The 22,494-nt window shown below is 71.2% G+C and carries 22 protein-coding genes; 6 read left to right on the top strand and 16 right to left on the bottom strand.

The window, feature by feature from the left end:
• Positions 1-152: 152 nt before the first annotated feature.
• The 3 genes from rocD to ABZO29_RS38735 all read right to left on the bottom strand — a co-directional run bounded on the left by rocD (position 153) and on the right by ABZO29_RS38735 (position 2,830).
• Positions 153-1,379 (bottom strand): ornithine--oxo-acid transaminase, encoded by a 1,227-nt coding sequence (gene rocD, locus ABZO29_RS38725; protein ID WP_367324856.1) that lies wholly within the window; start codon positions 1,377-1,379, stop codon positions 153-155.
• Positions 1,376-2,188 (bottom strand): dimethylargininase, encoded by an 813-nt coding sequence (ddaH, locus tag ABZO29_RS38730; protein WP_367324857.1) that lies wholly within the window; start codon positions 2,186-2,188, stop codon positions 1,376-1,378. Before ddaH ends, rocD begins: the two co-directional genes overlap by 4 nt.
• Before the next feature lie 156 nt (positions 2,189-2,344).
• Positions 2,345-2,830, bottom strand: coding sequence for an Lrp/AsnC family transcriptional regulator (locus tag ABZO29_RS38735; RefSeq protein WP_367324858.1), 486 nt, complete (start codon positions 2,828-2,830; stop codon positions 2,345-2,347).
• 99 nt (positions 2,831-2,929) lie between these two features.
• Here ABZO29_RS38735 and ABZO29_RS38740 point away from each other — a divergent pair, with 99 nt between their 5' ends.
• The 4 genes from ABZO29_RS38740 to ABZO29_RS38755 are packed head-to-tail and all read left to right on the top strand — an operon-like array spanning position 2,930 to position 6,967.
• Positions 2,930-3,694, top strand: coding sequence for a LytR/AlgR family response regulator transcription factor (locus ABZO29_RS38740; protein ID WP_367324859.1), 765 nt, complete (start codon positions 2,930-2,932; stop codon positions 3,692-3,694).
• A gap of 2 nt (positions 3,695-3,696) precedes the next feature.
• Positions 3,697-4,056 carry a hypothetical protein gene (locus ABZO29_RS38745; protein ID WP_367326360.1) on the top strand — a complete coding sequence of 120 codons (360 nt, stop codon included), beginning with the start codon at positions 3,697-3,699 and terminating at the stop codon, positions 4,054-4,056.
• Positions 4,053-5,765: a cation acetate symporter gene (locus tag ABZO29_RS38750; protein ID WP_367324860.1), complete on the top strand. Its 1,713-nt coding sequence runs from the start codon at positions 4,053-4,055 to the stop codon at positions 5,763-5,765. Before ABZO29_RS38745 ends, ABZO29_RS38750 begins: the two co-directional genes overlap by 4 nt.
• Positions 5,762-6,967 (top strand): sensor histidine kinase, encoded by a 1,206-nt coding sequence (locus ABZO29_RS38755; RefSeq protein WP_367324861.1) that lies wholly within the window; start codon positions 5,762-5,764, stop codon positions 6,965-6,967. Before ABZO29_RS38750 ends, ABZO29_RS38755 begins: the two co-directional genes overlap by 4 nt.
• Positions 6,968-6,970: 3 nt before the next feature.
• Here ABZO29_RS38755 and ABZO29_RS38760 read toward each other — a convergent pair whose 3' ends face one another.
• The 7 genes from ABZO29_RS38760 to ABZO29_RS38790 form a co-directional block, all read right to left on the bottom strand.
• A complete protein-coding gene (locus ABZO29_RS38760; protein ID WP_367324862.1) occupies positions 6,971-7,129 on the bottom strand; it encodes a hypothetical protein in 159 nt (52 codons plus the stop codon).
• 13 nt (positions 7,130-7,142) lie between these two features.
• Positions 7,143-9,017 carry a protein kinase gene (locus ABZO29_RS38765; RefSeq protein WP_367324863.1) on the bottom strand — a complete coding sequence of 625 codons (1,875 nt, stop codon included), beginning with the start codon at positions 9,015-9,017 and terminating at the stop codon, positions 7,143-7,145.
• A 42-nt stretch (positions 9,018-9,059) separates the two neighbouring features.
• The gene (locus ABZO29_RS38770; protein ID WP_367324864.1) at positions 9,060-10,448 is read right to left on the bottom strand and encodes a DUF6777 domain-containing protein; all 1,389 of its coding nucleotides are present in this window, start codon (positions 10,446-10,448) and stop codon (positions 9,060-9,062) included.
• A 95-nt stretch (positions 10,449-10,543) separates the two neighbouring features.
• Entirely contained in the window at positions 10,544-11,494 is a 951-nt protein-coding gene (locus tag ABZO29_RS38775; RefSeq protein ID WP_367324865.1) for a cytochrome c oxidase assembly protein, read from the bottom strand.
• 178 nt (positions 11,495-11,672) lie between these two features.
• The gene (locus tag ABZO29_RS38780; protein ID WP_367324866.1) at positions 11,673-12,698 is read right to left on the bottom strand and encodes a 6-phosphofructokinase; all 1,026 of its coding nucleotides are present in this window, start codon (positions 12,696-12,698) and stop codon (positions 11,673-11,675) included.
• A 189-nt stretch (positions 12,699-12,887) separates the two neighbouring features.
• The gene (locus tag ABZO29_RS38785) at positions 12,888-13,616 is read right to left on the bottom strand and encodes a type 1 glutamine amidotransferase (protein ID WP_367324867.1); all 729 of its coding nucleotides are present in this window, start codon (positions 13,614-13,616) and stop codon (positions 12,888-12,890) included.
• 16 nt (positions 13,617-13,632) lie between these two features.
• Positions 13,633-14,871, bottom strand: coding sequence for a MurT ligase domain-containing protein (locus tag ABZO29_RS38790; RefSeq protein WP_367324868.1), 1,239 nt, complete (start codon positions 14,869-14,871; stop codon positions 13,633-13,635).
• A gap of 146 nt (positions 14,872-15,017) precedes the next feature.
• Here ABZO29_RS38790 and def point away from each other — a divergent pair, with 146 nt between their 5' ends.
• On the top strand, positions 15,018-15,557 hold the full coding sequence (gene def / locus ABZO29_RS38795) for a peptide deformylase (RefSeq protein ID WP_367324869.1): 540 nt from the start codon (positions 15,018-15,020) through the stop codon (positions 15,555-15,557).
• 94 nt (positions 15,558-15,651) lie between these two features.
• Here def and ABZO29_RS38800 read toward each other — a convergent pair whose 3' ends face one another.
• Complete coding sequence (locus ABZO29_RS38800) at positions 15,652-16,296, bottom strand: TetR family transcriptional regulator (RefSeq protein ID WP_367324870.1); 645 nt, start codon at positions 16,294-16,296, stop codon at positions 15,652-15,654.
• A 172-nt stretch (positions 16,297-16,468) separates the two neighbouring features.
• Here ABZO29_RS38800 and ABZO29_RS38805 point away from each other — a divergent pair, with 172 nt between their 5' ends.
• Entirely contained in the window at positions 16,469-17,695 is a 1,227-nt protein-coding gene (locus tag ABZO29_RS38805) for an acyl-CoA dehydrogenase family protein (RefSeq protein WP_367324871.1), read from the top strand.
• An 82-nt stretch (positions 17,696-17,777) separates the two neighbouring features.
• Here ABZO29_RS38805 and ABZO29_RS38810 read toward each other — a convergent pair whose 3' ends face one another.
• The 5 genes from ABZO29_RS38810 to ABZO29_RS38830 form a co-directional block, all read right to left on the bottom strand.
• Entirely contained in the window at positions 17,778-18,011 is a 234-nt protein-coding gene (locus ABZO29_RS38810) for a DUF6213 family protein (RefSeq protein ID WP_367324872.1), read from the bottom strand.
• A gap of 25 nt (positions 18,012-18,036) precedes the next feature.
• Entirely contained in the window at positions 18,037-19,422 is a 1,386-nt protein-coding gene (locus ABZO29_RS38815; protein ID WP_367324873.1) for an NADP-dependent succinic semialdehyde dehydrogenase, read from the bottom strand.
• 75 nt (positions 19,423-19,497) lie between these two features.
• A complete protein-coding gene (locus tag ABZO29_RS38820; protein WP_367324874.1) occupies positions 19,498-19,968 on the bottom strand; it encodes an NUDIX domain-containing protein in 471 nt (156 codons plus the stop codon).
• On the bottom strand, positions 19,965-21,503 hold the full coding sequence (locus ABZO29_RS38825; protein ID WP_367324875.1) for an ATP-dependent DNA ligase: 1,539 nt from the start codon (positions 21,501-21,503) through the stop codon (positions 19,965-19,967). The genes ABZO29_RS38820 and ABZO29_RS38825 overlap by 4 nt, the downstream gene beginning before the upstream one ends.
• Positions 21,504-21,532: 29 nt before the next feature.
• Complete coding sequence (locus ABZO29_RS38830) at positions 21,533-22,465, bottom strand: NAD(P)/FAD-dependent oxidoreductase (protein WP_367324876.1); 933 nt, start codon at positions 22,463-22,465, stop codon at positions 21,533-21,535.
• Positions 22,466-22,494: the final 29 nt, after the last annotated feature.

The raw sequence follows: 22,494 nt of genomic DNA on the forward strand, positions 1-22,494 counted from the left end.
GGCCGGGCGGCGAGGCGGCCTTGGCGCCGTCCCGCCGAGCGGTTGTCGGCGGCATCTCGCCGACAGCGCTGCCGGGGAGCGGCCCGGGCGCCGGTGGTCGGAAAAGGGAGCGGGCGCCGAGTGGTCGGCGCCCGCTCCTTCGCCCGTCGGTCTCAGGCTCCCGTCGTCAGCACCTTCTCCAGCGCGTCCAGCGCCGACGCGAGCTCCTCGCCGGTGATCGTCAGTGGCGGCGCCAGCCGGATCGTGGAGCCGTGGGTGTCCTTGACCAGGATTCCCTCCCGCATGAGGCGCTCGCTCACCTCGCGGCCGGTGCCGAGGGCGGGGTCGATGTCGACGCCCGCCCACAGCCCGCGCGCGCGGAAGCCGACGACGCCCTTGCCCACCAGCCCCGACAGACCGCCCCGCAGCACCACGCCCAGCTCGGCGGCCCGGCGCTGGAAGTCGCCCGTCTCCAGCAGCTCGACCACGGCCGTGCCGACCGCCGCGGCCAGCGGATTGCCGCCGAACGTGGACCCGTGCTCGCCCGGGTGCAGCACGCCCAGCACCTCCCGGCGGGCCACCACCGCCGACACCGGCACGATGCCGCCGCCCAGGGCCTTGCCCAGCAGCAGGACGTCCGGGACGACGCCCTCGTGCTCGACGGCGAGCGTACGGCCCGTGCGGCCCAGACCCGACTGGATCTCGTCCGCGATGAGCAGGCAGCCCTTGCGGCGGGTCAGCTCGCGCACGCCGGCCAGGTAGCCCTGATCCGGGATGATGACGCCCGCCTCGCCCTGGATCGGCTCGATCAGCACTGCCGCCGTCGTCTCGTCGACCGCCGCCTCCAGCGCGGGCAGGTCGTTGTAGGGGACGATCCTGAAACCGGGGGTGAAGGGGCCGAAGCCCGAGCGGGCAGTCTCGTCGGTCGAGAAGCTGACGATCGTCGTCGTACGGCCGTGGAAGTTCTCCGCCGCGACCACGATCGTGGCCCGGTCGGCCGGGACGCCCTTGACGTCGTAGGCCCACTTGCGGGCCACCTTGATGCCGCTCTCCACCGCCTCCGCGCCCGTGTTCATGGGGAGCACCATGTCCAGGCCCGTCAGCTCCGCCAGCCGTTCGGCGAATTCGGCGAGCCTGTCGTTGTGGAACGCGCGCGAGGTGAGGGTGAGCCGGTCGAGCTGGCGGTGGGCCGCCTCGATCAGGGCGGGGTGACGGTGGCCGAAGTTGAGGGCCGAGTAGCCGGCCAGCATGTCGAGGTAGCGGCGGCCCTCGACGTCCTCCACCCACGTGCCCTCGGCGCGGGCGACGACCACCGGCAGCGGGTGGTAGTTGTGCGCGAGGACCGGCTCCTCGGCGCGGATGAGGTCGTCGGACGAACGCGTACGCACGGGTGCGGTCATGAACGGATCTCCTGGGTGCAGCACTTGATGCCACCGCCGGCCTTGTGGAACTCGGAGAGGTCGACGGGGACGGGGACGTAGCCGCGGTCGTCGAGGCGCGCGGCGAGCGCCTCGGCCTGCGGCGCGATGAAGACATGACGTCCGTCGGACACGGAGTTGAGGCCCCACGCCATCGCGTCCTCCCGGGTCGCCAGGACCGCGTCCGGGTACAGACGCGCGAGCACCTCGCGGCTGCCCGGCGAGAACGCCTCCGGGTGGTACACGATGTTGTCGTCGTCGAGGACGAACAGCGCCGTGTCCAGGTGGTAGAAGTACGGGTCCACCAGCGTCAGGCCGATCACCGGGTGGCCGAGGAACTCCTGCGCCTCCCGGTGCGCCTCGCGGGTCGTCCGGAATCCGGTGCCGGCCAGCACGAACCGGCCCGTCCAGACGAGGTCGCCCTCGCCCTCGCAGACGGACTCGGGCCGGTGGACGTCGTAGCCCGCCGCCTTGAACCACGTCTCGTAGTGGAGGGACTCGGGGCGGCGCTCGGGCGCGTGGAACAGGGAGCCGAGAACGCGGCCGCCGACGACGACCGCCGAGTTCGCGGCGAAGACCATGTCGGGGAGACCGGGGACCGGCTCCACGGACTCGACGGTGTGGCCGTGGGCACGGTAGGCGCCGATCAGCGCCTGCCACTGCTCCTGGGCCAGATCCACGTCCACACGGGTGTCGGGATGCATCCAGGGATTGATCGCGTACTGCACGGCGAAGTGTCTGGGTTCGCAGACCAGAAAGCGCCGGGGAAGCTGCACACGGCTGTCGGACACAGAGGGGTTCCTCCGCTTTTCCTGCGGTGTCGACTGAGGGTTGACACCAAGGTAGGAAGTGGCGGATACGAACGACAAGGAATGAAGACTGCGTGTCTGCGCAGGGATGCTGCGTTGTTTCCCCGGAAAACGCAGGTCTGCTGCGTGCCCGGAGGTTTACTCCGGCGCGGGCTGGCTCGCACCGGCCTCCGGGCTCTCCGGCAGCAGGTGGGACAGCACCATCACACTGATCGTCTTGCGGATGAACGGCTCGGCGCGGATGCGTTCCAGCACCTCCTCGAAGTGCTCGACGTCCCTGGCCCGCACATGCAGCAGCGCGTCCGCGCCGCCCGTCACCGTCATCGCCGCGGTGATCTCCGGATGGTTGCGGACGACCTCCGCGAGCCGCCGGGGCGGGGCCGCGCCCTCGCAGTACACCTCGACGTACGCCTCCGTCCGCCAGCCCAGCGCGGACGGCTTCACCGTGGCCGTGAACCCGGTGATCACGCCGGTGTCCCGCAGCCGGTCCACCCGGCGTTTGACCGCCGTCGACGAAAGGCCGATCGCCGCGCCGATCTCGGCGAAGCTCGTCCTGGCGTTCGCCATCAGAGCGGTGATGATCTTCCGGTCGAGCTCGTCGAAGGGGCCGGGCCTGCTGTTCATGGCGGCACTGTATCCAGCGGGGCAGCCCCACCGTATCCAGCGCGAACGTCCACGCCGGGCACGTGTCCTGGCGTACCCATTGCTCCTACACTCCCGTTCATGCTGCGCGCCCTGGCTGTCGACGACGAACGCCCCTCGCTCGAGGAACTGCTGTACCTGCTGAACGCGGATCCCCGCATCGGCAGCGTGGAGGGCGCCGGGGACGCGACCGAGGCGCTGCGCCGCATCAACCGCGCGCTGGAGTCGGGCCCGGACGGGCCGGAGGCCATCGACGTCGTCTTCCTCGACATCAACATGCCCGGCCTGGACGGCCTCGACCTGGCCCGGCTGCTGACCGGGTTCGCCAAGCCGCCGCTGGTCGTGTTCGTCACCGCGCACGAGGACTTCGCCGTGCAGGCCTTCGACCTCAAGGCCGTCGACTACGTGCTCAAACCGGTCCGCAAGGAACGGCTCGCGGAGGCGGTCCGCCGCGTCGTCGAGCAGCGCGCCGCCGAGCCGCGCGACACGGCCCCGCGAATACCCGTGCACGAACCCGACCCCGACCACATACCCGTCGAGCTCGGCGGCGTGACCCGGTTCGTCGCCGTCGACGACATCACGCATGTCGAGGCCCAGGGCGACTACGCCCGGCTGCACACCGGCAGGGGCAGTCACCTCGTCCGCATCCCGCTGTCCACGCTGGAGGAACGCTGGCGCTCCCGCGGCTTCGTGCGCATCCACCGCCGCCACCTCGTCGCCCTGCGCCACGTCGGCGAGCTCCGCCTGGACGCGGGCACCGTGAGCGTCCTGGTCGGCGGCGAGGAGCTCCAGGTCAGCCGACGTCACGCCCGCGAGCTGCGGGACCTGCTGATGAGGAGGCCGTGACCGTGCCCCAGGACCCCAGCGAACGCCGCGTCGTCGTCACCGGCCCGCCCCGCCGCACCCGCCACACCTCCGGCTACTACCGGCCCCGCACCGAGATCGACGAGCAGACCACCCTCGGCCACACCTACGTCCGCTCCCTGATGCGCACCCAACTGCGCGCCGCGCTGACCGTGTTCGCCGTCCTCGGGCTGCTCGTCGGACCGCTCCCGCTGCTGTTCGCGGCGATGCCGGACGCCCACCGCCTGGAGTGGGCGGTGCTCGGCTTCTGCCTCTACCTCCCCCTGGTCCTGCTCGCCCGCTGGTACGTACGGCGCGCCGAGCGCAACGAACGGGACTTCGTGCGCCTCGTCGAGGACCGATGAACTCCGGCTATGCCGTCCCCGCCGTCGCCCTCGTCGTCGTGGCGACCGTCCTCGTCGGCGCCTTCGGCCTGCGCATATCCCGCACGACATCCGACTTCTACGTCGCCTCCCGCACCGTCGGCCCCCGCCTCAACGCGGCCGCCATCAGCGGCGAGTACCTCTCCGCGGCCTCCTTCCTGGGCATCGCGGGTCTGGTACTCGTCCAGGGGCCCGACATGCTCTGGTATCCGGTCGGCTACACCGCCGGATACCTCGTGCTGCTGCTGTTCGTCGCCGCCCCGCTGCGCCGCTCCGGCGCCTACACGCTGCCCGACTTCGCCGAGGCGCGGCTCGCCTCCCACGTGGTGCGGCGGCTGGCGGGGGCCTTCGTCGTGGGGATCGGCTGGCTGTACCTGCTGCCCCAGCTCCAGGGCGCGGGGCTGACGCTGACGGTCCTCACGGGCGCGCCCGGCTCGCTGGGCGGACTGATCGTCGCCGCCGTCGTCACCGCGACCGTCGCGGCGGGCGGCATGCGCAGCATCACCTTCGTGCAGGCCTTCCAGTACTGGCTGAAACTCACCGCCCTGCTCGTGCCCGTCCTCTTCCTGGTCCTCGCCTGGCAGGGCGACGGGGCACCCCGGCACGCCTTCGACGAGCCGGCGACCTTCCGCGAACAGCGGGTCGTGCGCGTCGACGACACGCTCGACCTGAAGCTCGACCGGCCTCTTGCGGTGCTTGTGACCGGCACGGTCGACGGCCGCGCGCACGACGACGCGGCCCTCGAGCTCCCCGCGGGCACCCACCACATCGAGGCGGGCACCCGCCTCACCTTCGACAAGGGCGACCCCGTCCCCACGGCCGACCGCGGCAGCAACGGCGGCATGTCGACCTCGCTCGCCGCGGGCCGCGAGGAACGCCCGCTGTACGCCACGTACGGGCTGATCCTCGCCACCTTCCTCGGCACCATGGGCCTGCCGCACGTCGTCGTCCGCTTCTACACCAGCCCCCACGGCGTCGCCGCCCGCCGCACCACCGTGGCCGTCCTCGCCCTGATCGGCGGCTTCTACCTGCTGCCGCCCGTCTACGGCGCGCTCGCCCGCCTGTACGCCCCGGAACTCGCGATCACCGGTGACGCGGACGCCGCCGTCCTGCTGCTGCCGGACCGCATGATCGGCGGTCTGGGCGGCGACCTGCTGGGGGCGCTGGTCGCCGGGGGCGCGTTCGCCGCGTTCCTGTCCACGGCGTCCGGCCTGACCATGGCCGTGGCGGGCGTGCTCACACAGGACGTCCTCCCCTCGCGCGGGGTACGGCACTTCCGGCTCGGCACCGGCCTGTCCATGCTCGTCCCACTGGCGGCGAGCGTGCTGGTCGGCGGCCTGCCGGTCGCCGACGCCGTCGGACTCGCCTTCGCCGTCTCGGCGTCGTCGTTCTGCCCGCTGCTCGTCCTGGGCATCTGGTGGCGGCGGCTGACCCCGCCGGGCGCGGCCGCGGGCATGCTGGTGGGCGGCGGATCCGCGTTCGTGGCCGTCGCCGCGACGATGGCGGGCTTCCCGGGCACCGGCCCGCTGCACGCCCTGCTCGCCTGGCCCGCGCTCTGGTCGGTGCCGCTGGGCTTCCTGACCATGGTGCTGGTGTCCCTGGCGACCCCCGGCCGGGTACCGGCGGGCACGGCCGCGATCCTGGCGCGGTTCCATCTGCCGGAGGAGCTGCGGGTGGAGGTGAAGGGATGAGCGGTTTCCTGGCGGGCCTCTGCGTCGCCGTCCTCCCACTGCTGGCCGCCGGCTTCTGGCTCGGCCGCCGCACGGCCCGTCCCCAGAGCCTCGGCGGCCTCGGCACCCCCGTCGAGCACGCCACCTTCCAGACCCTGCACACCGCCTCCCTGGCCGCGCCCCCGCTGCGGGCCGGGCTGACGGAGGAGACCGCACGCAAGTCGGCGCGCAGACTGCGCACGCTGCTCGGCACGGACGCACTGTGCCTGACGGACCGTCAACAGGTGCTGGTCTGGGACGGCGTGGGCGCCCATCACCGTACCGAGATCATGGAACTCCTCACCAGCCCGCTGGAGTCCGGCCGGGGCGAGGCCTTCCCGCTGACCTGCCAGGCCCCCGACTGCCCGGTGCGCTGGGTGGTCGTCGCCCCGCTCACCGTCGACGACCGGGTGCACGGCGCGCTCGTCGCCTGCGCGCCACGCGAGTCCGCCGTGCTGGTCCGGGCGGCCGGCGAGGTGGCCCGCTGGGTGAGCGTCCAGCTGGAGCTGGCGGACCTCGACCAGTCCCGGACGCGGCTCATCGAGGCGGAGATCAAGGTGTTGCGGGCCCAGATCTCCCCGCACTTCATCTTCAACTCCCTCGCGGTGATCGCCTCGTTCGTCCGCACCGACCCCGAGCGCGCCCGCGAACTGCTCCTGGAGTTCGCCGACTTCACCCGCTACTCCTTCCGCAGGCACGGCGACTTCACCACCCTGGCCGACGAACTCCACGCCATCGACCACTACTTGGCGCTGGTACGGGCCCGCTTCGGTGACCGCCTCTCCGTCACCCTGCAGATCGCCCCCGAGGTCCTGCCCGTCGCGCTGCCCTTCCTCTGCCTCCAGCCGCTCGTCGAGAACGCAGTCAAGCACGGCCTGGAGGGCAAGACCGAAAAGTGCCACATCCACATCACCGCGCAGGACGCGGGCGCGGAGGCGCTGGTGGTCATCGAGGACGACGGCGCCGGCATGGACCCCGTGCTGCTGCGCCGCATCCTCGCCGGCGAGGTCAGCCCCTCCGGCGGCATCGGCCTGTCCAACGTCGACGACCGGCTCCGCCAGGTGTACGGCGACGACTACGGGCTCGTCATCGAGACCGCCGTCGGAGCGGGCATGAAGGTCACCGCCCGGCTGCCGAAGTACCAGCCGGGGGTGCACTCCGCGGCGCGGCTCACGGGAGGCTGAGGGTCATGTGCTCTTCGTGGCGACCATCCCGAGGGTGATCAGACCCAGCACGACCCAGCCGAACCACAGCCAGCCATTGCTGCCGAGCGCCACCGTGTACGCCGTCACGACGACGAGACCGCCGACGGTGATCGCCCCCATGGCCTTCGTAGAACCGGGCATCGCAACACCCTCCTCATGGTTCGTCCCCCTCCATGGTGCCCCCGTTCTGCTTCCGGACGGTGCACACGACGTAATGCGTTCCGGACTTCCACGGTCCTTCGCTCGTCCAGGAGCCCGACTCGTAGAGCGAGGGGTCGAAGCCGTAGTCGCCCGGCGGCAGCTCTCGCGCGCAGGCCGCGTCCGAATCGGTGCGCGCCTCGGTCAGAGTGACGTCGGCGCCCAGCCGGGTGAAGCCGATCACCAGCTCGTCGTACGAGCCCTCGCACGAGGACAGCCGGGCCTCCCGGTTGGTGGGGGTCCTCAGACAGTCCCGTTTCTGCATGTTCGAGGTGTCGGTGAACGCCGAACCGACCTTGCGGTGGGTGCCGAGCGGTCCGTACACGGGCCCGTGCGCCCCCAGCAGCAGACAGGCGCTGCGTCGCCCGGCGGTCTCGAAGCCGTCCTCGGCCGGCAGGACGGCGTAGCTGCGAACGTCCGCGAGCCGGTCGCGGATCTCCCGCGTGCGCTCCTCGCAGCGGGTCGGCCCCAGCCTGCGCGCCTCGTCGGCGGACGCGGCATCGACGAACGCCATCACCTGCCCGTCGGGCGCCTTGTCCGCGCAGCTGGGGTCGAGGGTCAGCCGGGGGGTGCCGGAGTAGCGCACGCCTCCCGGCCAGTCCGCGAGGACACAGTCGCCGTCCTTGAGCGGAGCCGACAGCCCCACGGTGTCCCCGTACGGTTTCCCCGCCCCGCCGTCGTCGCCCGTCCGCTGGGCCATGGCGTACCAGACGCCGCCAAGGGCCAGCGCCAGCCCGAGGAGGCCGGAAAGGACGGCATGGCGGACCCGGCGGCGGGGGCGCCTGCGCCTGACGGACGGGGACGGGGCGAAGAGCACGGGACCGAGCTCATGCGAACCCGTGGCCGGGGGACCGAAACCCTGCGGAATCGCGGATGCGGGACCGGCAGCAGGCGAACCCCCGGGTGCGGTGCCCCAGTGCGGCTGGGAACCCGGGTCGGTCCGGGTCCGCGCCTGTGCGTCGACCTGGGGCGTCATGATCTGCGACAGGGCGGCCTCGGCCGTCGCCGCGGCCGGACGCTGCCCCGGATCCTTGGCGAGGAACGCCCGCAGGACGGGCTCCAGCGCGCCCGCGCGCACCGGCGGGCGCGGCTCCTCCATGACCACCGCGGTGATCTCCGCGAGGTGCGACGCCCGTTCGAAGGGGCCGTGCCCCTCGACGGCGTGGTACAGCGTGCAGCCGAGGGAGAACAGATCGGCCGCCGGCGTGGGCTTCCCGCCCGTGGCGCGCTCCGGCGCCAGATAGCCGGCCGTGCCCACCAGCACGGAGGCCAGCGTGTACCGCGTCTCCCCGGCGTCCGGCTGCACGGAGATCCCGTAGTCGGTGAGCAGGACGCGTCCGTACGGCGACCCGGCGCGGTCCGGCGCGAGCAGGATGTTGGCCGGTTTCACGTCCCGGTGCATGATGCCCCGCTCGTGCCCCGCGGTGAGCGCGTCGAGGACGGCCAGACCGATCCGCGCGCACTCGGCCGGGGCGAGCGGCCCGCGCCGGGCGACCAGCTCGCGCAGGTCGACCGCGCCCGCCACGTACTCCATGACGATCCATGGCAGCCCGTCGTGCTCCAGCACGTCGTGCACCGTCACCACGTGCGGATGCCCGCGCAGCCCCGCAGCGTGCCGCGCCTCCGCGCGGGCCCGCGCGACCCGGGCGTCCCGTTCGTCGGCCTCGGCCGGATCGCGGAAGACGATCTCCTTGAGCGCGACCTCGCAGGCGAGTCTCTGGTCGTGGGCGAGCCACACATGGCCCATGCCGCCGCTGCCCAGCCGGTTCAGCAGCAGATAGCGGCCGGCGATGACCCGGCCCACTCCCGACGTCGGTGATCCTGAAGGCATCCGGTGACTCCCGGGTTCTGCGGGGGTGCTACGGCTCTACGGCTACGTCGTCGCTGTCGGTTGTGTCGGTTGTGCCGATTGTGTCGTCTGTGCCGGTGCGGTCGTGGCGGGTTCACCGGTCGCCGGGGCGCTCGTGGCCGGCGCGGTGCTCGCGGGTTCGCTTGTGGCGGGGGCGCTGGTCGTGGCCGGCGGCTCGCTCGTGGCGGGGGCGCTCGCCGGAGGTGCGCCGCTGCTCTGCGGGGGCGAACTCGGCGTGGGCGGTGCCGGACTCGACGGGGGTGGTGCGGAGCCGGCGGGTGGGGTCGAGGCGGGCCGCGAGCTCGACGCGGGTGGGCCGGACGAGGGTTTCGAGCTGGGTGATCCGGATGCCGAAGGAGGTGGTGTGGAAGGGGACCGCGTCGGCCCCGACGATCCGGAGGCCGGGGGAGTGGCCGCCGGAGTGGTGGTCGGCGGCGTCGCCCCACCGCTCGTACCGTCGGCCACGCTGAGCGTCACGTACTCCCCGAACCGCAGCTCGGTACCGGCCGGGGGGTCGGACGCCGTGACCCGAGCGTCGTGCGGCGGCGGCCTCTTCGCGTCGTACCCGACGGCCAGACCCTTGTCGGCGAGCTTCTGGCTCGCCTGCCCGAACGTCTCCCCGGCCAGGTTCGGCACCGCACGCCTCTCCCGGGTGTCGAACGCGGAGTCCTTCTCGCCCGTCGTGCCAACCGGCCTGCTGATGCCGCGGTCCGGCTCGTCCACGTCGACGAGCGCGATCCGGTCCAGCTGCCGTGCGGCGGGGCGCACCGCGACCACCGAAGCGCGCTCGTACCCCCGCCACTTCTTGTTCCCGTTGTCGAACTCGACAGAAATCCGGCTGGTGTCCCCCTCGAAGGGGAGCAGGGGATTTCCGCACGAGCACTTCACAGTCGGAATTCCCTGTTCATCCACGAGAACCGCGATTCCCGCCTGCAGCAGGGAGTCGAAAGGAACGGCCTTTTCCTTCTTGTAGTCGTGGTTCTTCACGAGAGTGTCGTGACGCAACAACACCGGAGTGAGCCGGTCCAGGAAACCCGGGATCTCGGCCGTGGTGATGTTGAAAACGCCGGCCCATGCCCGTGCCTTGCGCTCGTTCCCGGGATCCGTGAGGAATTCTTTCAGTCGCTGGACGTCACAGATCGTCGGCTGCTTCGTGCCGCCGTACAGCCCGGGCGTGTCGCCCTGCTGCAGGCTCCCGTGTACCGGCTGCGAGCGGACCTCGGCGTCCTGGCCCAGCTTCTGGCCCTCGTCGAAGAAGGGCGCGAGCGATGGAACGCCCGCGGCGACGGCCTTCACCGCGAGCAGGGGCGCGTCCCGGTCGCACCCACTCACGACCAGCACGAGAACCAGCAGTACGGCGATCCGGCGGACCAGCGAAATCCCGGCCCTGTGCAGAACAACGCGAATTGTCATCACCGCTCCCCCCGGCGGTTTCCCCCCTCGCTCTGCCGAGCGGAGGCAGAGCGTCGCGTTTCATGCTACTGAATGCGAAAGCCGTTGAAAGAAGTTCAGCGACCGCGTGCGTTCAATGAGGCCAAATAGGCGTTGTACGCCTCGAGTTCCTTGTCCCCGTCCCGGTCGGCGGCCCGGTCCTTGCGACGGGCCTGCCGCTGCTCCGAGCCGTACCACTGGAACAGCAGCGCTATCAGCACCAGCACCGACGGGATCTCACTGAACGCCCAGGCGATACCGCCGGCCGCGTTCTGGTCGGAGAGCGCTTCGATACCGAGGGAGGCCGGCGGGTTCTTGAACGTCTCGACCATGGGCGTGGACGCCATCATCAACGCGATGCCGAAGAAGGCGTGGAACGGCATGCCCGCGAACAGCTCCAGCATCCGCAACAGGTAGCCCGGCCGGTGCGGCCCCGGATCCACCCCGATGATCGGCCAGAAGAACACCACACCGACGGCGAGGAAGTGCACCATCATCGCGACGTGCCCGGCCTTCGAGCCCATCAGGAAGTCGAAGAGCGGAGTGAAGTACAGCGCGTAGAGGCTCGCGACGAACATGGGGATCGTGAACGCGGGGTGCGTGATGATCCTCATGTAGCGGCTGTGCAGCAGCATCAGCAGCAGCTCGCGCGGCCCCTTGCGGCCCCTGCCGGCGGTCGGCAGCGCGCGCAGCGCCAGGGTGATGGGGGCGCCGAGCAGGATCAGGATCGGCGACAGCATGCTGATGATCATGTGCTGCACCATGTGCACGCTGAACATCACCATGCCGTAGTCGTTCAGCTTGGTGCACATCACGACCCCGACGGACAGCACGCCGAAGACGTACGACACCGTCCGCCCGACCGGCCACGCGTCCCCGCGCCGCCGCAGCCGCACGACCCCCCACCCGTACAGCGCGAGCCCCAGCAGGCAGCCCACGAGGAAGAACGGGTCCGCCGACCACTGAAGACCCCGCCCCAGCGTGAACGGCGGCAGATCCATGATCATGCCGTGCCCGCTGTGATCCATCCAACGGCTCCTGATTCGTGGGGGTTGTGAGCTGTCTGTCCGGACCAGATTAGAACTGCCCCCGGCGACATTGGTCACCGGGGGCAGTGCAGCTCACCAGAGGCGCGGGGCTGTGTTCGACATGCGGCTCCGCCGTGTGGGCGCGACCAGCCCACAACCCCCCGCACCCGCCGGACGGCTAAAGCACGCACTCCGCTTCCGCGTACCGCTCCTCAGGAACCGTCTTCAACGTCTCCACGGCCTCCGCGAGCGGCACCATCACGATGTCCGTCCCCCGAAGAGCCGTCATCCTCCCGAACTCACCCCGATGCACGGCCTCCACCGCATGCCACCCGAACCGAGTGGCGAGCACGCGGTCGTACGCCGTGGGCGTCCCGCCGCGCTGCACATGCCCCAGGATCACCGGCCGCGCCTCCTTGCCGAGCCGCTGCTCCAGCTCGATCGACAGCTGGCGCGCGATCCCGGCGAACCGCTCATGCCCGTAGACGTCCTTGCCGCCCTCGTCGAACTCCATGGACCCGGGCCGCGGCTTGGCGCCCTCCGCCGCCACGACGATGGCGAACCGCTTGCCCGCCTCGAACCGCTCGCCGACCCGCTTGGCCAACTCCTCGATGTCGAAGGGGCGTTCCGGGACGACGATGGCGTGGGCGCCGGCCGCCATGCCGGAGTGCAGTGCGATCCAGCCGGTGTGGCGCCCCATGACCTCGACCACCAGGACACGCTGGTGGGACTCGGCGGTGGTCTTGAGCCGGTCGAGCGCCTCGGTCGCGACGCCCACGGCCGTGTCGAAGCCGAAGGTGACGTCCGTGACCGCGATGTCGTTGTCGATGGTCTTCGGCACGCCCACCACGGGCAGGCCGTTGTCCGACATCAGCCGGGCCGCCTTCAGCGTGCCCTCGCCGCCGATCGGGATGATCGCGTCGAGGCCGAGCTCCTCGACGTGGCCCTTCGCCCGTTCCACGCCGTCCCGCAGATGGGAGGGCTGGACACGGGAGGAGCCGAGGATTGTGCCGCCGCGAGCCAGGATGCCGCTCACCGCGTCAAGGTCGAGCTTGAGGTAGTCGCACTCCAGGAGGCCCTTCCAGCCGTCCCGGAAGCCGATGACCTCGTCGCCGTGGTCGACGACGGCACGGTGCACGACGGACCGGATGACGGCGTTCAGGCCGGGGCAGTCGCCGCCGGACGTGAGGACACCAATGCGCATAGCCCGAAAAACCTTCTCAACGTGGGCCTGGACCGGACCACGCTGTCCGGCTCGATCCCCGCCACCCTAGCGGCAGGAGGGGGCGGGGCCGAACCGTGCGTCCGCCTGCTGGACGGCCCCGCTCACCTGTGCGGACTCAGTGTCAGACGGGCTGGTCGAGCCTTGCTGGAGGGCAGGTGCGGACCCAGCTCAGGCAGGCTGCTGCGCGGCCGCGATGCGCTCGCCCCGCAGCGCCTCGTACCAGCGGTCGTCGATCGGCGGCAGGGCGTTCACGTCGAGCGCGAGCTTCAGCAGCAGGTCGGCGATCTGCGGGTTGCGCGCCAGCACGGGGCCGTGCATGTACGTACCGAAGACGGTGTCGTTGTACGCGCCCTCCGTGCCGTCTCCCGTGCCGTTGCCCTTGCCGATCCGCACCTGGGCGAAGGGGCGGGCCGTGGGGCCGAGGTGGGTGATGCCCTGGTGGTTCTCGAAGCCGGTCAGCTGGGGCAGGCCGAGGCGCGGGTCGATGTCCGCGAGGACGTCGCCGACGCACCGCTCGCCCGTGCCGCGCACGGTGGTCACGTCCAGCAGGCCGAGGCCCGGCTCGCGCTGTCCGAGGTCGTTGACGAACTCGTGGCCGAGGATCTGGTAGCCGGCGCACACGGAGAAGACGATCGCGCCGTTCTGCACCGCCTGGTACAGGTGCCCGTCGCGGCGCAGCCGCTCCGCCGCGAGCCGCTGCGGACGGTCCTCGCCGCCGCCGATCAGGTAGATGTCGCCCGAGGTCGGGATCGGCTGGTCGCTGCGCACGTCGAGCCGGGCCACGTCGAGGCCGCGCTGCCGGGCCCGGCGCTCCACGACGAGGACGTTGCCCTGGTCGCCGTACGTGCTGAGCAGGTCGGGGTAGACCCAGACGACCCGCAGGTTGTTGTCGCTCACAAGAGTCCCCTGTGTGTCAGTTGCCGACGCGTCGGCGCAGGTCCTGGAAGGCGGTGTAGTTGGCGATGACCTCGATACGGCCCGGCGGACACAGCTGCACGGCCTGGTCGAGGTTCTCGCACACCTGGAAGCGCTGGTTCGCGACCTCCAGACGCACCGCGAGGTCCAGCTTGCGATCGCCGATCACGCAGATGGGGTGGCCGGTCAGGCGCGTGTAGTCGACGTCCCACAGCCAGGAGGTGTCGGTGCCGTCGGCGCCGCGCGCGTTCACGGAGAGGATCACCGGGGACGGCGGCGGGTCGATCAGCGAGAACGTCTCCAGCCAGCCGGCCGGGTTCTTGGCGAGCAGCAGCCGCAGATCACGGCCCTGGAACTGGACCACGTCGTAGCGTCCGGCGACCGCCTGCACCTGGTACATGCGCTCCAGGGCGACCTGCGGGGGCACCCCGAAGACGGCCGCGACGGCGGCCGAGGAGGCGGCGTTGGCCTTGTTCGCGCGGCCCGGCAGCTGGAGGTGGATCGGCCAGGCGGACCCGTGCGGGTCGAGGACGTGGTCCCCGGACAGCGCCCAGCTCGGCGTCGGGCGGCGGAAGCCGCACTCACCGCAGAACCAGTCGTCTCCGGGCCGCTGCATCACGCCACCGCAGGAAGGGCAGGACCAGGCGTCGTCCTTCCACATCTGTCCGGCGGCGACCCAGATCACATTGGGGGAGGAGGACGCGGCCCACACCACCAGCGGGTCGTCGCAGTTGGCGACGACGACGGACTTCGAACCGGCCAGACCCTCGCGCCAGTTCTCCGCGAGCATGCGGGTCTCGGCCGCGCGGTCGAGCTGGTCGCGGGAGAGGTTGAGCAGGGCGATGCACTTCGGGTCGGTGTCCCGGGCCACGCCCGCGAGGTACTTCTCGTCGACCTCTATGACGCCGTACCGGGCTTCCGATCCACCGGCGAGAGCCGAGGTGATGCCGGCGGGCATGTTGGCCCCGAGCGCGTTGGAGACCACCGGGCCCGCGGCGCGCAGCGCCTCTGCGATGAGCCGCGTGGTCGTGGTCTTGCCGTTGGTCGCCGAGACGAGGACGACGTCCAGGTTCTGCGCGAGCCGGGCGAGGAGGTCGGGATCGAGTTTGAGTGCCACCCGGCCACCGATCACCGAACCGCTGCCGCGCCCCGCGGCGCGCGATGCCGCAGCGACCGCCTTGCCCGCGGTCACGGCGATCTTGGCCCGCGGCGTGAGCGGGTCCGAGTTGCCTGCCATCAGTTCTCGATCCTCCTTGCGTACGCGCCGCGCCTCTGCCTGACGGCAACGTGGTAGGTGGTCAGCCTATCGAGATCCATTCGCACTCCAGAACCGCGGCACCGGCCCGACCTTCACGCGTCGCAGAGGACCGTACCCTTGCCGCCATGCGAAACGGCTCGATCCCGGGCGCCCGCGGGCGCGTCCGGCCCCTGACTCTGCTCGGCGACGAGGTCCTGCACGAGCCCTGCCGGGAGGTCACCGACTTCGGCCCCGAACTGGCACACCTGGTCGAGGACTTGTTCGCGACGATGTACGCGGCCCAGGGCGTGGGCCTGGCCGCGAACCAGGTGGGAGTGCCCCTGCGGGTGTTCGTGTACGACTGTCCCGACGACGAGGAGGTCCGCCACCTCGGCCATGTGGTGAACCCACGCCTGGTCGAGGCGGACGGTGTGGTGCTGCGGGGCCCGGAGGGCTGCCTGTCCCTGCCGGGCCTGGAGGCGGGGACGGAGCGGTACGACCATGCGGTGGTCGGGGGTTTCACGATGACCGGGGAGCCGCTGACGGTCCATGGCACGGGCTTCTTCGCCAGGTGTCTGCAGCACGAGTGCGACCACCTGGAGGGCAGGGTGTACGCGGACCGCGTGACGGGTTGGCGCCACCGCCGACTGATGCGACAGGTACGGCGAGCTTCATGGCGCCGGTGAGGTGTGCTGCTCAGGGGCGCGGGGCTGTATCCAATGGCGGCTCCGCCGCGTGGGCGCTACCAGCCCCCACCGGTCTGTGGACGGCAAACGACCGTCAGAACCCGGGACCGCCCATCTTGTCCCCGGCGGCAGCCAGACGCCCCCACAACAGGTCCGCCAGACTCCGCACCAACTCAGCCCGGGAACATGGCCGTTCCCCCAGCCACCAGTCCCCGGCCGCGTGCATCATCCCGACGATCCCGTGCCCCCACACCCGGGCCAACTGCTGGCTCTCCGGCCCGAGATCCAGCCGATCCTCGATGACCTGCGCCAACTCCTCGCCCATCCTGCGCAGCAGCGGCGCCGAGTGCTTGCCGACGTCGAACCCCTGGTCCCCCGTCTGCCCGCCCTCGGCGGGATGCATCAGGAACCGGTACACCTGAGGCCGCGCCTCGATCGCGGCGAGGTACGTGTCCAACGTCGCCTCGACCCGCTCCCGTCGGTCCGCGGGAGCGTCCAGCGCGGCTCGCAGCGAGTCGAGCAGGGCGTCCGTGTGCCGTTTGGCCAACGCTGCGTAAAGTCCGCCCTTGTCGCCGAAGTGGCGATAAAGGATCGGCTTGGTGATGCCGGCTTCCGCGGCGATCGCGTTCATCGAGGCCTGCGGACCGTCGCGCAGCACCACTCTGTCGGCTGCCTCGAGCAGCTCGCGCCGCCGGCGGTCGGCGGACCGCTGCTGCTCGGTCCGCTGCGTGGTGTCCATGAGCTCTCCCCACCCGTGCTGATTCGATGACGCCTGCGCAAACTAACACTCAACACTCCACTGACATCGAACGGGATGCCGAGCTGTCATCAGGAGTTGACTTTTCCTACTGACTGGTAACAGACTCGTGTTACCGCAAGTAACACGAAAGAGCACCGCCGCTGGAGGAGACATGGCCGAGTTCACCATGGAGCTCAACGACGAACAGAAGGAGGTCCGCGACTGGCTGCACGGCTTCGCCGCCGAGGTCATCCGCCCCGCGGCCGCCGAATGGGACGAGCGTGAGGAGACTCCCTGGCCGGTCATCCAGGAGGCCGCGAAGGTCGGCATCTACTCGCTCGACTTCTACGCCCAGCAGTACTTCGACCCCACAGGTCTCGGCATCCCCATGGCCATGGAGGAGCTGTTCTGGGGCGACGCCGGCATCGCCCTGTCGATCGTCGGCACCGGCCTCGCCGCCGTGGGCGTGCTCGCCAACGGTACCGAGGAGCAGATCGGCACCTGGATCCCCCAGATGTACGGCGACACCAACGACGTCAAGGTCGCCGCGTTCTGCTCCTCCGAACCCGACGCCGGCTCCGACGTCGCCTCCATGCGCACGCGTGCCGTGTACGACGAGGCCAAGGACGAGTGGGTGATCAACGGTACGAAGACGTGGGCGACCAACGGCGGCATCGCCAACGTCCACGTGGTCGTGGCCGTCGTCGACCCGGAGCTCGGCTCCAAGGGCCACGCTTCCTTCATCATTCCGCCGAACACGCCGGGTCTGTCCCAGGGGCAGAAGTTCAAGAAGCACGGCATTCGCGCATCGCACACCGCCGAGGTCGTCCTGGAGAGCGTGCGTGTCCCCGGCTCCTGCCTGCTCGGCGGCAAGGAGAAGCTGGACGAGCGGCTGGCGCGGGCCAGGGAGAGGGCGAAGGCGGGCGGCGAGCGCGTGAAGAACGCGGCGATGGCGACGTTCGAGGCGAGCCGTCCCGCGGTCGGTGCGATGGCCGTGGGCACGGCCCGGGCGGCGTACGAGGTGGCCCTCGACTACGCGACGACGCGTGAGCAGTTCGGACGGCCGATCATCGACAACCAGGGTGTGGCGTTCCAGCTCGCCGACATGCGGACGCAGATCGATGCGGCCCGCCTGCTCGTCTGGCGTGCCTCATGGATGGCGATCAACGGCAAGCCGTTCACCGCGGCCGAGGGCTCGATGTCGAAGCTGTTCGCGAGTGAGACGGCGAAGAAGGTCACGGCCCAGGCGATCCAGATCCTCGGCGGCAACGGCTACACGCGGGAGTACCCGGTGGAGCGGATGCACAGGGACGCGGCGATCTACACGATCTTCGAGGGCACGAGCGAGATCCAGCGCCTGGTGATCGCGCGCACCCTTTCGGGGATGCCCATCCGCTGACGTCGGTACAACGCCCTCAGGGGGCGCGAGGAACTGCGCGACCGGCCACATACGGCCTGCACGCGCCACGACATCCGCACCCCTACGGCGCTCCACTGCTATGGGCAATGCACGCCACATCGATACGATCAGCCAGCTTCGCGAGCTCAATGGTCAACGCGGCCACCGTGTCCTCGTCGAGCCCCTCTTCCCCGGCCTCCACAAGATGCAGCCACCGCCCGCCCACCGTGCGGAGCAGTTTGCTCACGTCGGCCGCGGCCACCTGCAAGGTACCGCGGTCGTCGACGATCAGAGGCAGAGTCACTTCGCGGTTCACAGACGGGATGGTAACCGCGCAGTGCTCACGCACCGTGCCAAACCGTGGTGATGTTGCAGAACTCGCGGATTCCGTGGCCGGACAGCTCACGCCCGTAGCCCGACCGCTTGACGCCGCCGAACGGGAACGCGGGGTGGGAGGCGGTCATCCCGTTGAAGTACACGCCGCCCGCCTCCAGATCCCGTACGAACCGGTCGACCTCGGCCTCGTCCCGCGTCCAGACGTTGGAACTCAGCCCGAACGACGAGTCGTTGGCGATCAGCACGGCCTCGTCGAGGTCACCCGCGCGGTAGAGCGTGGCGACGGGCCCGAAGGCCTCCTCCCGGTGGATCCGCATCTCACGCGTGATCCCGGCCAGAACGGTCGGCGGGTAGTACCACCCGGGCCGGTCGGGCCGCTCCCCACCGCACAGCACTGTCGCGCCACTGCGCCTCGCGTCGTCGACCAGCTCCTCGAGGTCCGCCCGTCCCTGCTCGCTCGAGAGCGGCCCGACCTCGGTCTCCTCCTCCATCGGGTCGCCGACCTTCAGCGCCTGCATGCCCGCCACGAACCGTTCGGCGAAGGCGTCGTAGACGTCCGTGTGCACGATGAACCGCTTGGCGGCGATGCAGGACTGCCCGTTGTTCTGCACGCGTGCCGTCACCGCGACCTCGGCGGCCCGGTCGATGTCGGCGGACGGCATCACGACGTACGGATCGCTGCCGCCCAGCTCCAGCACCGTCTTCTTGACCATCTCCCCGGCAGTGGAGGCGACCGCACGGCCGGCGGGCTCGCTGCCGGTGAGGGTGGCCGCCTTCACACGCTCGTCGCGCAGAATGTCGTCGACCTTGGCGGAGCCGACGAGCAGGGTCTGGAAGCAGCCCTCGGTGAAGCCCGCGCGGTGGAACAGGTCCTCCAGGTAGAGGGCGGTCTGGGGGACGTTGGAGGCGTGCTTGAGGAGGCCCACGTTGCCCGCCATCAGCGCGGGGGCGGCGAAGCGGACCACCTGCCACAGCGGGAAGTTCCACGGCATCACCGCGAGCACCGGGCCGAGCGGGCGGTACCGCACCCGGACGCGCGAGGCGCCCGAGTCCTTCACGTCGTACTCCGCCGGCTCCTCGTCGGCGAGCAGTTCCTCGGCGTGCTCGGCGTACCACCGCATCGCCTTGGCGCACTTCGCGGCCTCGGCGCGGGCCTGCTTGAGCGGCTTGCCCATCTCGGTGGTCATGACCCGGGCGATGTCCTGCTGGTCGCCGTCCAGGAGGTTCGCGGCCTGGATCAGCAGGCGCGCGCGGTCCACGAACCTGGTCGTCCGGTACGTGCGGAAGGTGGCCTCGGCGAGCTGGAGCCGGCGCTCGAGCTCCTCTTCGCCCATGGCCTCGTACGTCTTGAGCGTCTCGCCGTTCGCCGGGTTCACCGTTGCGATGGGCATGACCGACCTCCCTGGGAGCGGGCTTGCTTCGACCTTCCCGCGCCGCGGTGCGGACCGCAACGCGTACGCATCCCCTCAGGCCGAGTGCTCAGCCAGCCGGTCGAGAAACGCCGCCTGCGCCTTGACGATCACGTCCCGTGCCCGCTCCAGACCGAACCACTCCACCCGGTCCAGCTCGGGGAACTCCTCCGTCCGCCCCGACCGCGGCGGCCACTCCATCCGGAAGGTGCCGGGACTGATCGCCGCCGGGTCGAGGTCGGCCTCGACCGCCCAGGCCGTGACCGTCTTGCCGTTGGTCTGGCGGACCTCGCCCAGCGGCACGGCCTCGCCGTCGGGCGGCGGCAGCCCGAGCTCCTCCTCGAACTCGCGCCGGGCGGCGTCCCAGGCAGCCTCGTCGTCGGGCTCGTACTCGCCCTTCGGGACGGTCCACGCCCCGGCGTCGCGCCGGGCGAAGAACGGCCCGCCCATGTGGCCCAGCAACACCTCCAGGCCGTGGTCGGTGTGCCGGAACAGCAACAGGCCCGCACTCCATTTCGGTCGCGTCACGGCTTGACCTCCGGGTGCGCGGCCAGCAGCGTCTCGACCGTGTCCGCATCCCCGGGGCGCTTGTCCTCTCGGTAGCGGACCACGCGGGCGAAGCGGAGCGTGACGCCGGCCGGATAGCGCGTGGACTTCTGCAGGCCGTCGTAGGCGATCTCGACGATCAGCTCGGGGCGTACGGTCACGCCCCAGCCGTGGTCGCGCACGGCCAGCTCCTGCAGGCGCTGCGTCTGCCAGGTCAGCATCGCGTCGGTCATGCCCTTGAAGGTCTTGCCGAGCATGGCGAAGCCGCCGTCCGCCGTACGGGCTCCGAGGTGCAGATTGGACAGCTTGCCGGTGCGGCGGCCGTGGCCCCACTCGGCCGCCAGCACCACCAGGTCGAGGGTGTGGACGGGCTTCACCTTCAGCCAGGACGCGCCGCGGCGGCCCGCGCTGTACGGGGCGTCGAGGGCCTTGACCACGACCCCCTCGTGGCCGCGCCGCAGCGTCTCCGCGAGGAACGTCTCCGCCCCTCGCTCGTCCTCGGGGCCGGACACCACCGTGCGCCGCACCCGCATCGGCTCCGGCACCAGCCGGGCCAGCTCCGCGTGCCGTTCGGCGAAGGGCAGATCGAGCAGGTCGCGGCCGTCGACGGAGAGCACGTCGAAGAAGACGGGGGAGACGGGGATCGCCGCGGCGGCCGTCGTCACGTCCACCCGGGAGCCGACGCGTCCGGCCGTCTCCTGGAAGGAGCGGGGCCGTCCGGTGTCGTCGAAGGCGATGACCTCGCCGTCCAGGATGAACTTCTCGCCGCGCAACTCCAGGGCGGCCGAGGCCAGTTCGGGCAGTCGGCCGGTGATGTCGTCGAGGGTGCGGGTGTAGAGACGTACGTCGTCGCCGTCCCGGTGCAGCTGCACCCGGATGCCGTCCAGCTTCTCCTCGACCGCGCAGGCGCCCAGCCTGCCGACCGCCTCGGCCACCGAGGACGCGGTGTGCGCGAGCATCGGAAGGACCGGGCGGCCCACGGTGAGCCGGAAGCCGTCCAGGGCGGCGGGGCCGGCCGAGAGCAGGGCTTCGGCCACCGTCTGCAAGGAGCCGGCGAGCATCACCGCCCGCCGTACGCCCTCGGGCGGCGCGCCCGTCGCCTCGGCCAGGCCCTCGACGGCGACCGCGTCCAGCGCACCCTGCCGGACCTCACCGGTGATCAGCCCGAACAGGAACCGTTGCTCGTCCTCCGTCGCCGCGCCCATCAACTCGCCGACCAGACGGGAGCGTTCCGCCTGGGAGCCGGTGCCGGACACCTTGCCGATTTCCGTGAGCCGGGCGTCCACCTCACGCACGGTCAGGGTCGGTTCGGCGGCCGGGGCGACCGGGCGGCTCAGTAGCTTCCAGCCGATACCGAGCCGCCCCTGCGGCAGCCTGCCCGCCAGATAGGGGATGACGATCGGCACGTCGTCCGTCTCGGCGTCGCGGAACAGCTCGGCGAGCAGGGCGATCTTGCGGGAGCGCGCCGAGGTGGCGGCGACCTCCCGGGAGACACGGGCCAGCCGGGTCAGCAGCATGCAGCCATGGTGCAACGGAGGCGGGCGGTCTACACCCGGACGGCGGCGTCGAGATCGGTCATCAGCAGTTCTCCGTTGATCACGGCCGCCGCCCGGTATCCGCCGGCCGCCGCGTTCACGACCTGCTCGGCGAAGCCCATCACATTGCCCGCGGCCCACACGCCGGGCACGGTCGTCAGGCCTGTCTCGTCCACCACGGGATACGTCCCGAAGGGGGTCTCGCGGAGTTCGGCGCCCAGCCTTTCCAGGAGATCGGTCCGCGGGATCGCGCGGGGCGCGGTGAACAGGACGGACCGGGCGTGCGTGGTGCCGTCCGCGAGCCGGACCCCGGTGAGCCGGTCGTCGTCCACCACCAGTTCCGCGACTTCGCCGCGCACCACGTCGACCCCGGCGGCGGCGAGCCTGCGCAGATCGTCGTCCGACAGCTGATCCTCGGCGACCGTGTGCAGGAAGAGGGTCACGTCCTTCGACCACTGGGACACCATCAGCGCCTGGTGGACGCTCAACGGGGTGGTGGCGAGCACGCCGAAGGCCTGGTCGCGCACCTCCCACCCGTGGCAGTACGGGCAGTGCAGCACGTCCCGCCCGTAGCGCTCGGCGATGCCGGGGACGGGCGGCAGTTCGTCCTTCAGTCCGGTGGCGACGACCAGCCGCCGGGCCCGCACGGTCCGTCCGCTCGCGAGGGACACGGTGAATCCGTCGTCCTCCCGGGTGACGTCCACCGCCCGGTCCCGGACCAGTTCGACGCCGTAGCGCGCGATCTCCGCGCGGCCGATCGCCAGGAACTCGGCGGGCGGCATGCCGTCCCGCGACAGATAGCCCTGCATGTGGGCGGCAGGCGCGTTGCGCGGCTCGCCCGTGTCGACGACCAGGGTGCTGCGCCGGGCCCGGCCCAGGACGAGGGCCGCGGACAGGCCGGCCGCGCCGCCGCCGATCACGATCACTTCGTAAGTCTCGGTCATACCGACACGGTCACTCCGAGGGCGCGGGA

The sequence above is a fragment of the Streptomyces sp. HUAS ZL42 genome, from assembly GCF_040782645.1.
Taxonomy (GTDB): Bacteria; Actinomycetota; Actinomycetes; order Streptomycetales; family Streptomycetaceae; genus Streptomyces.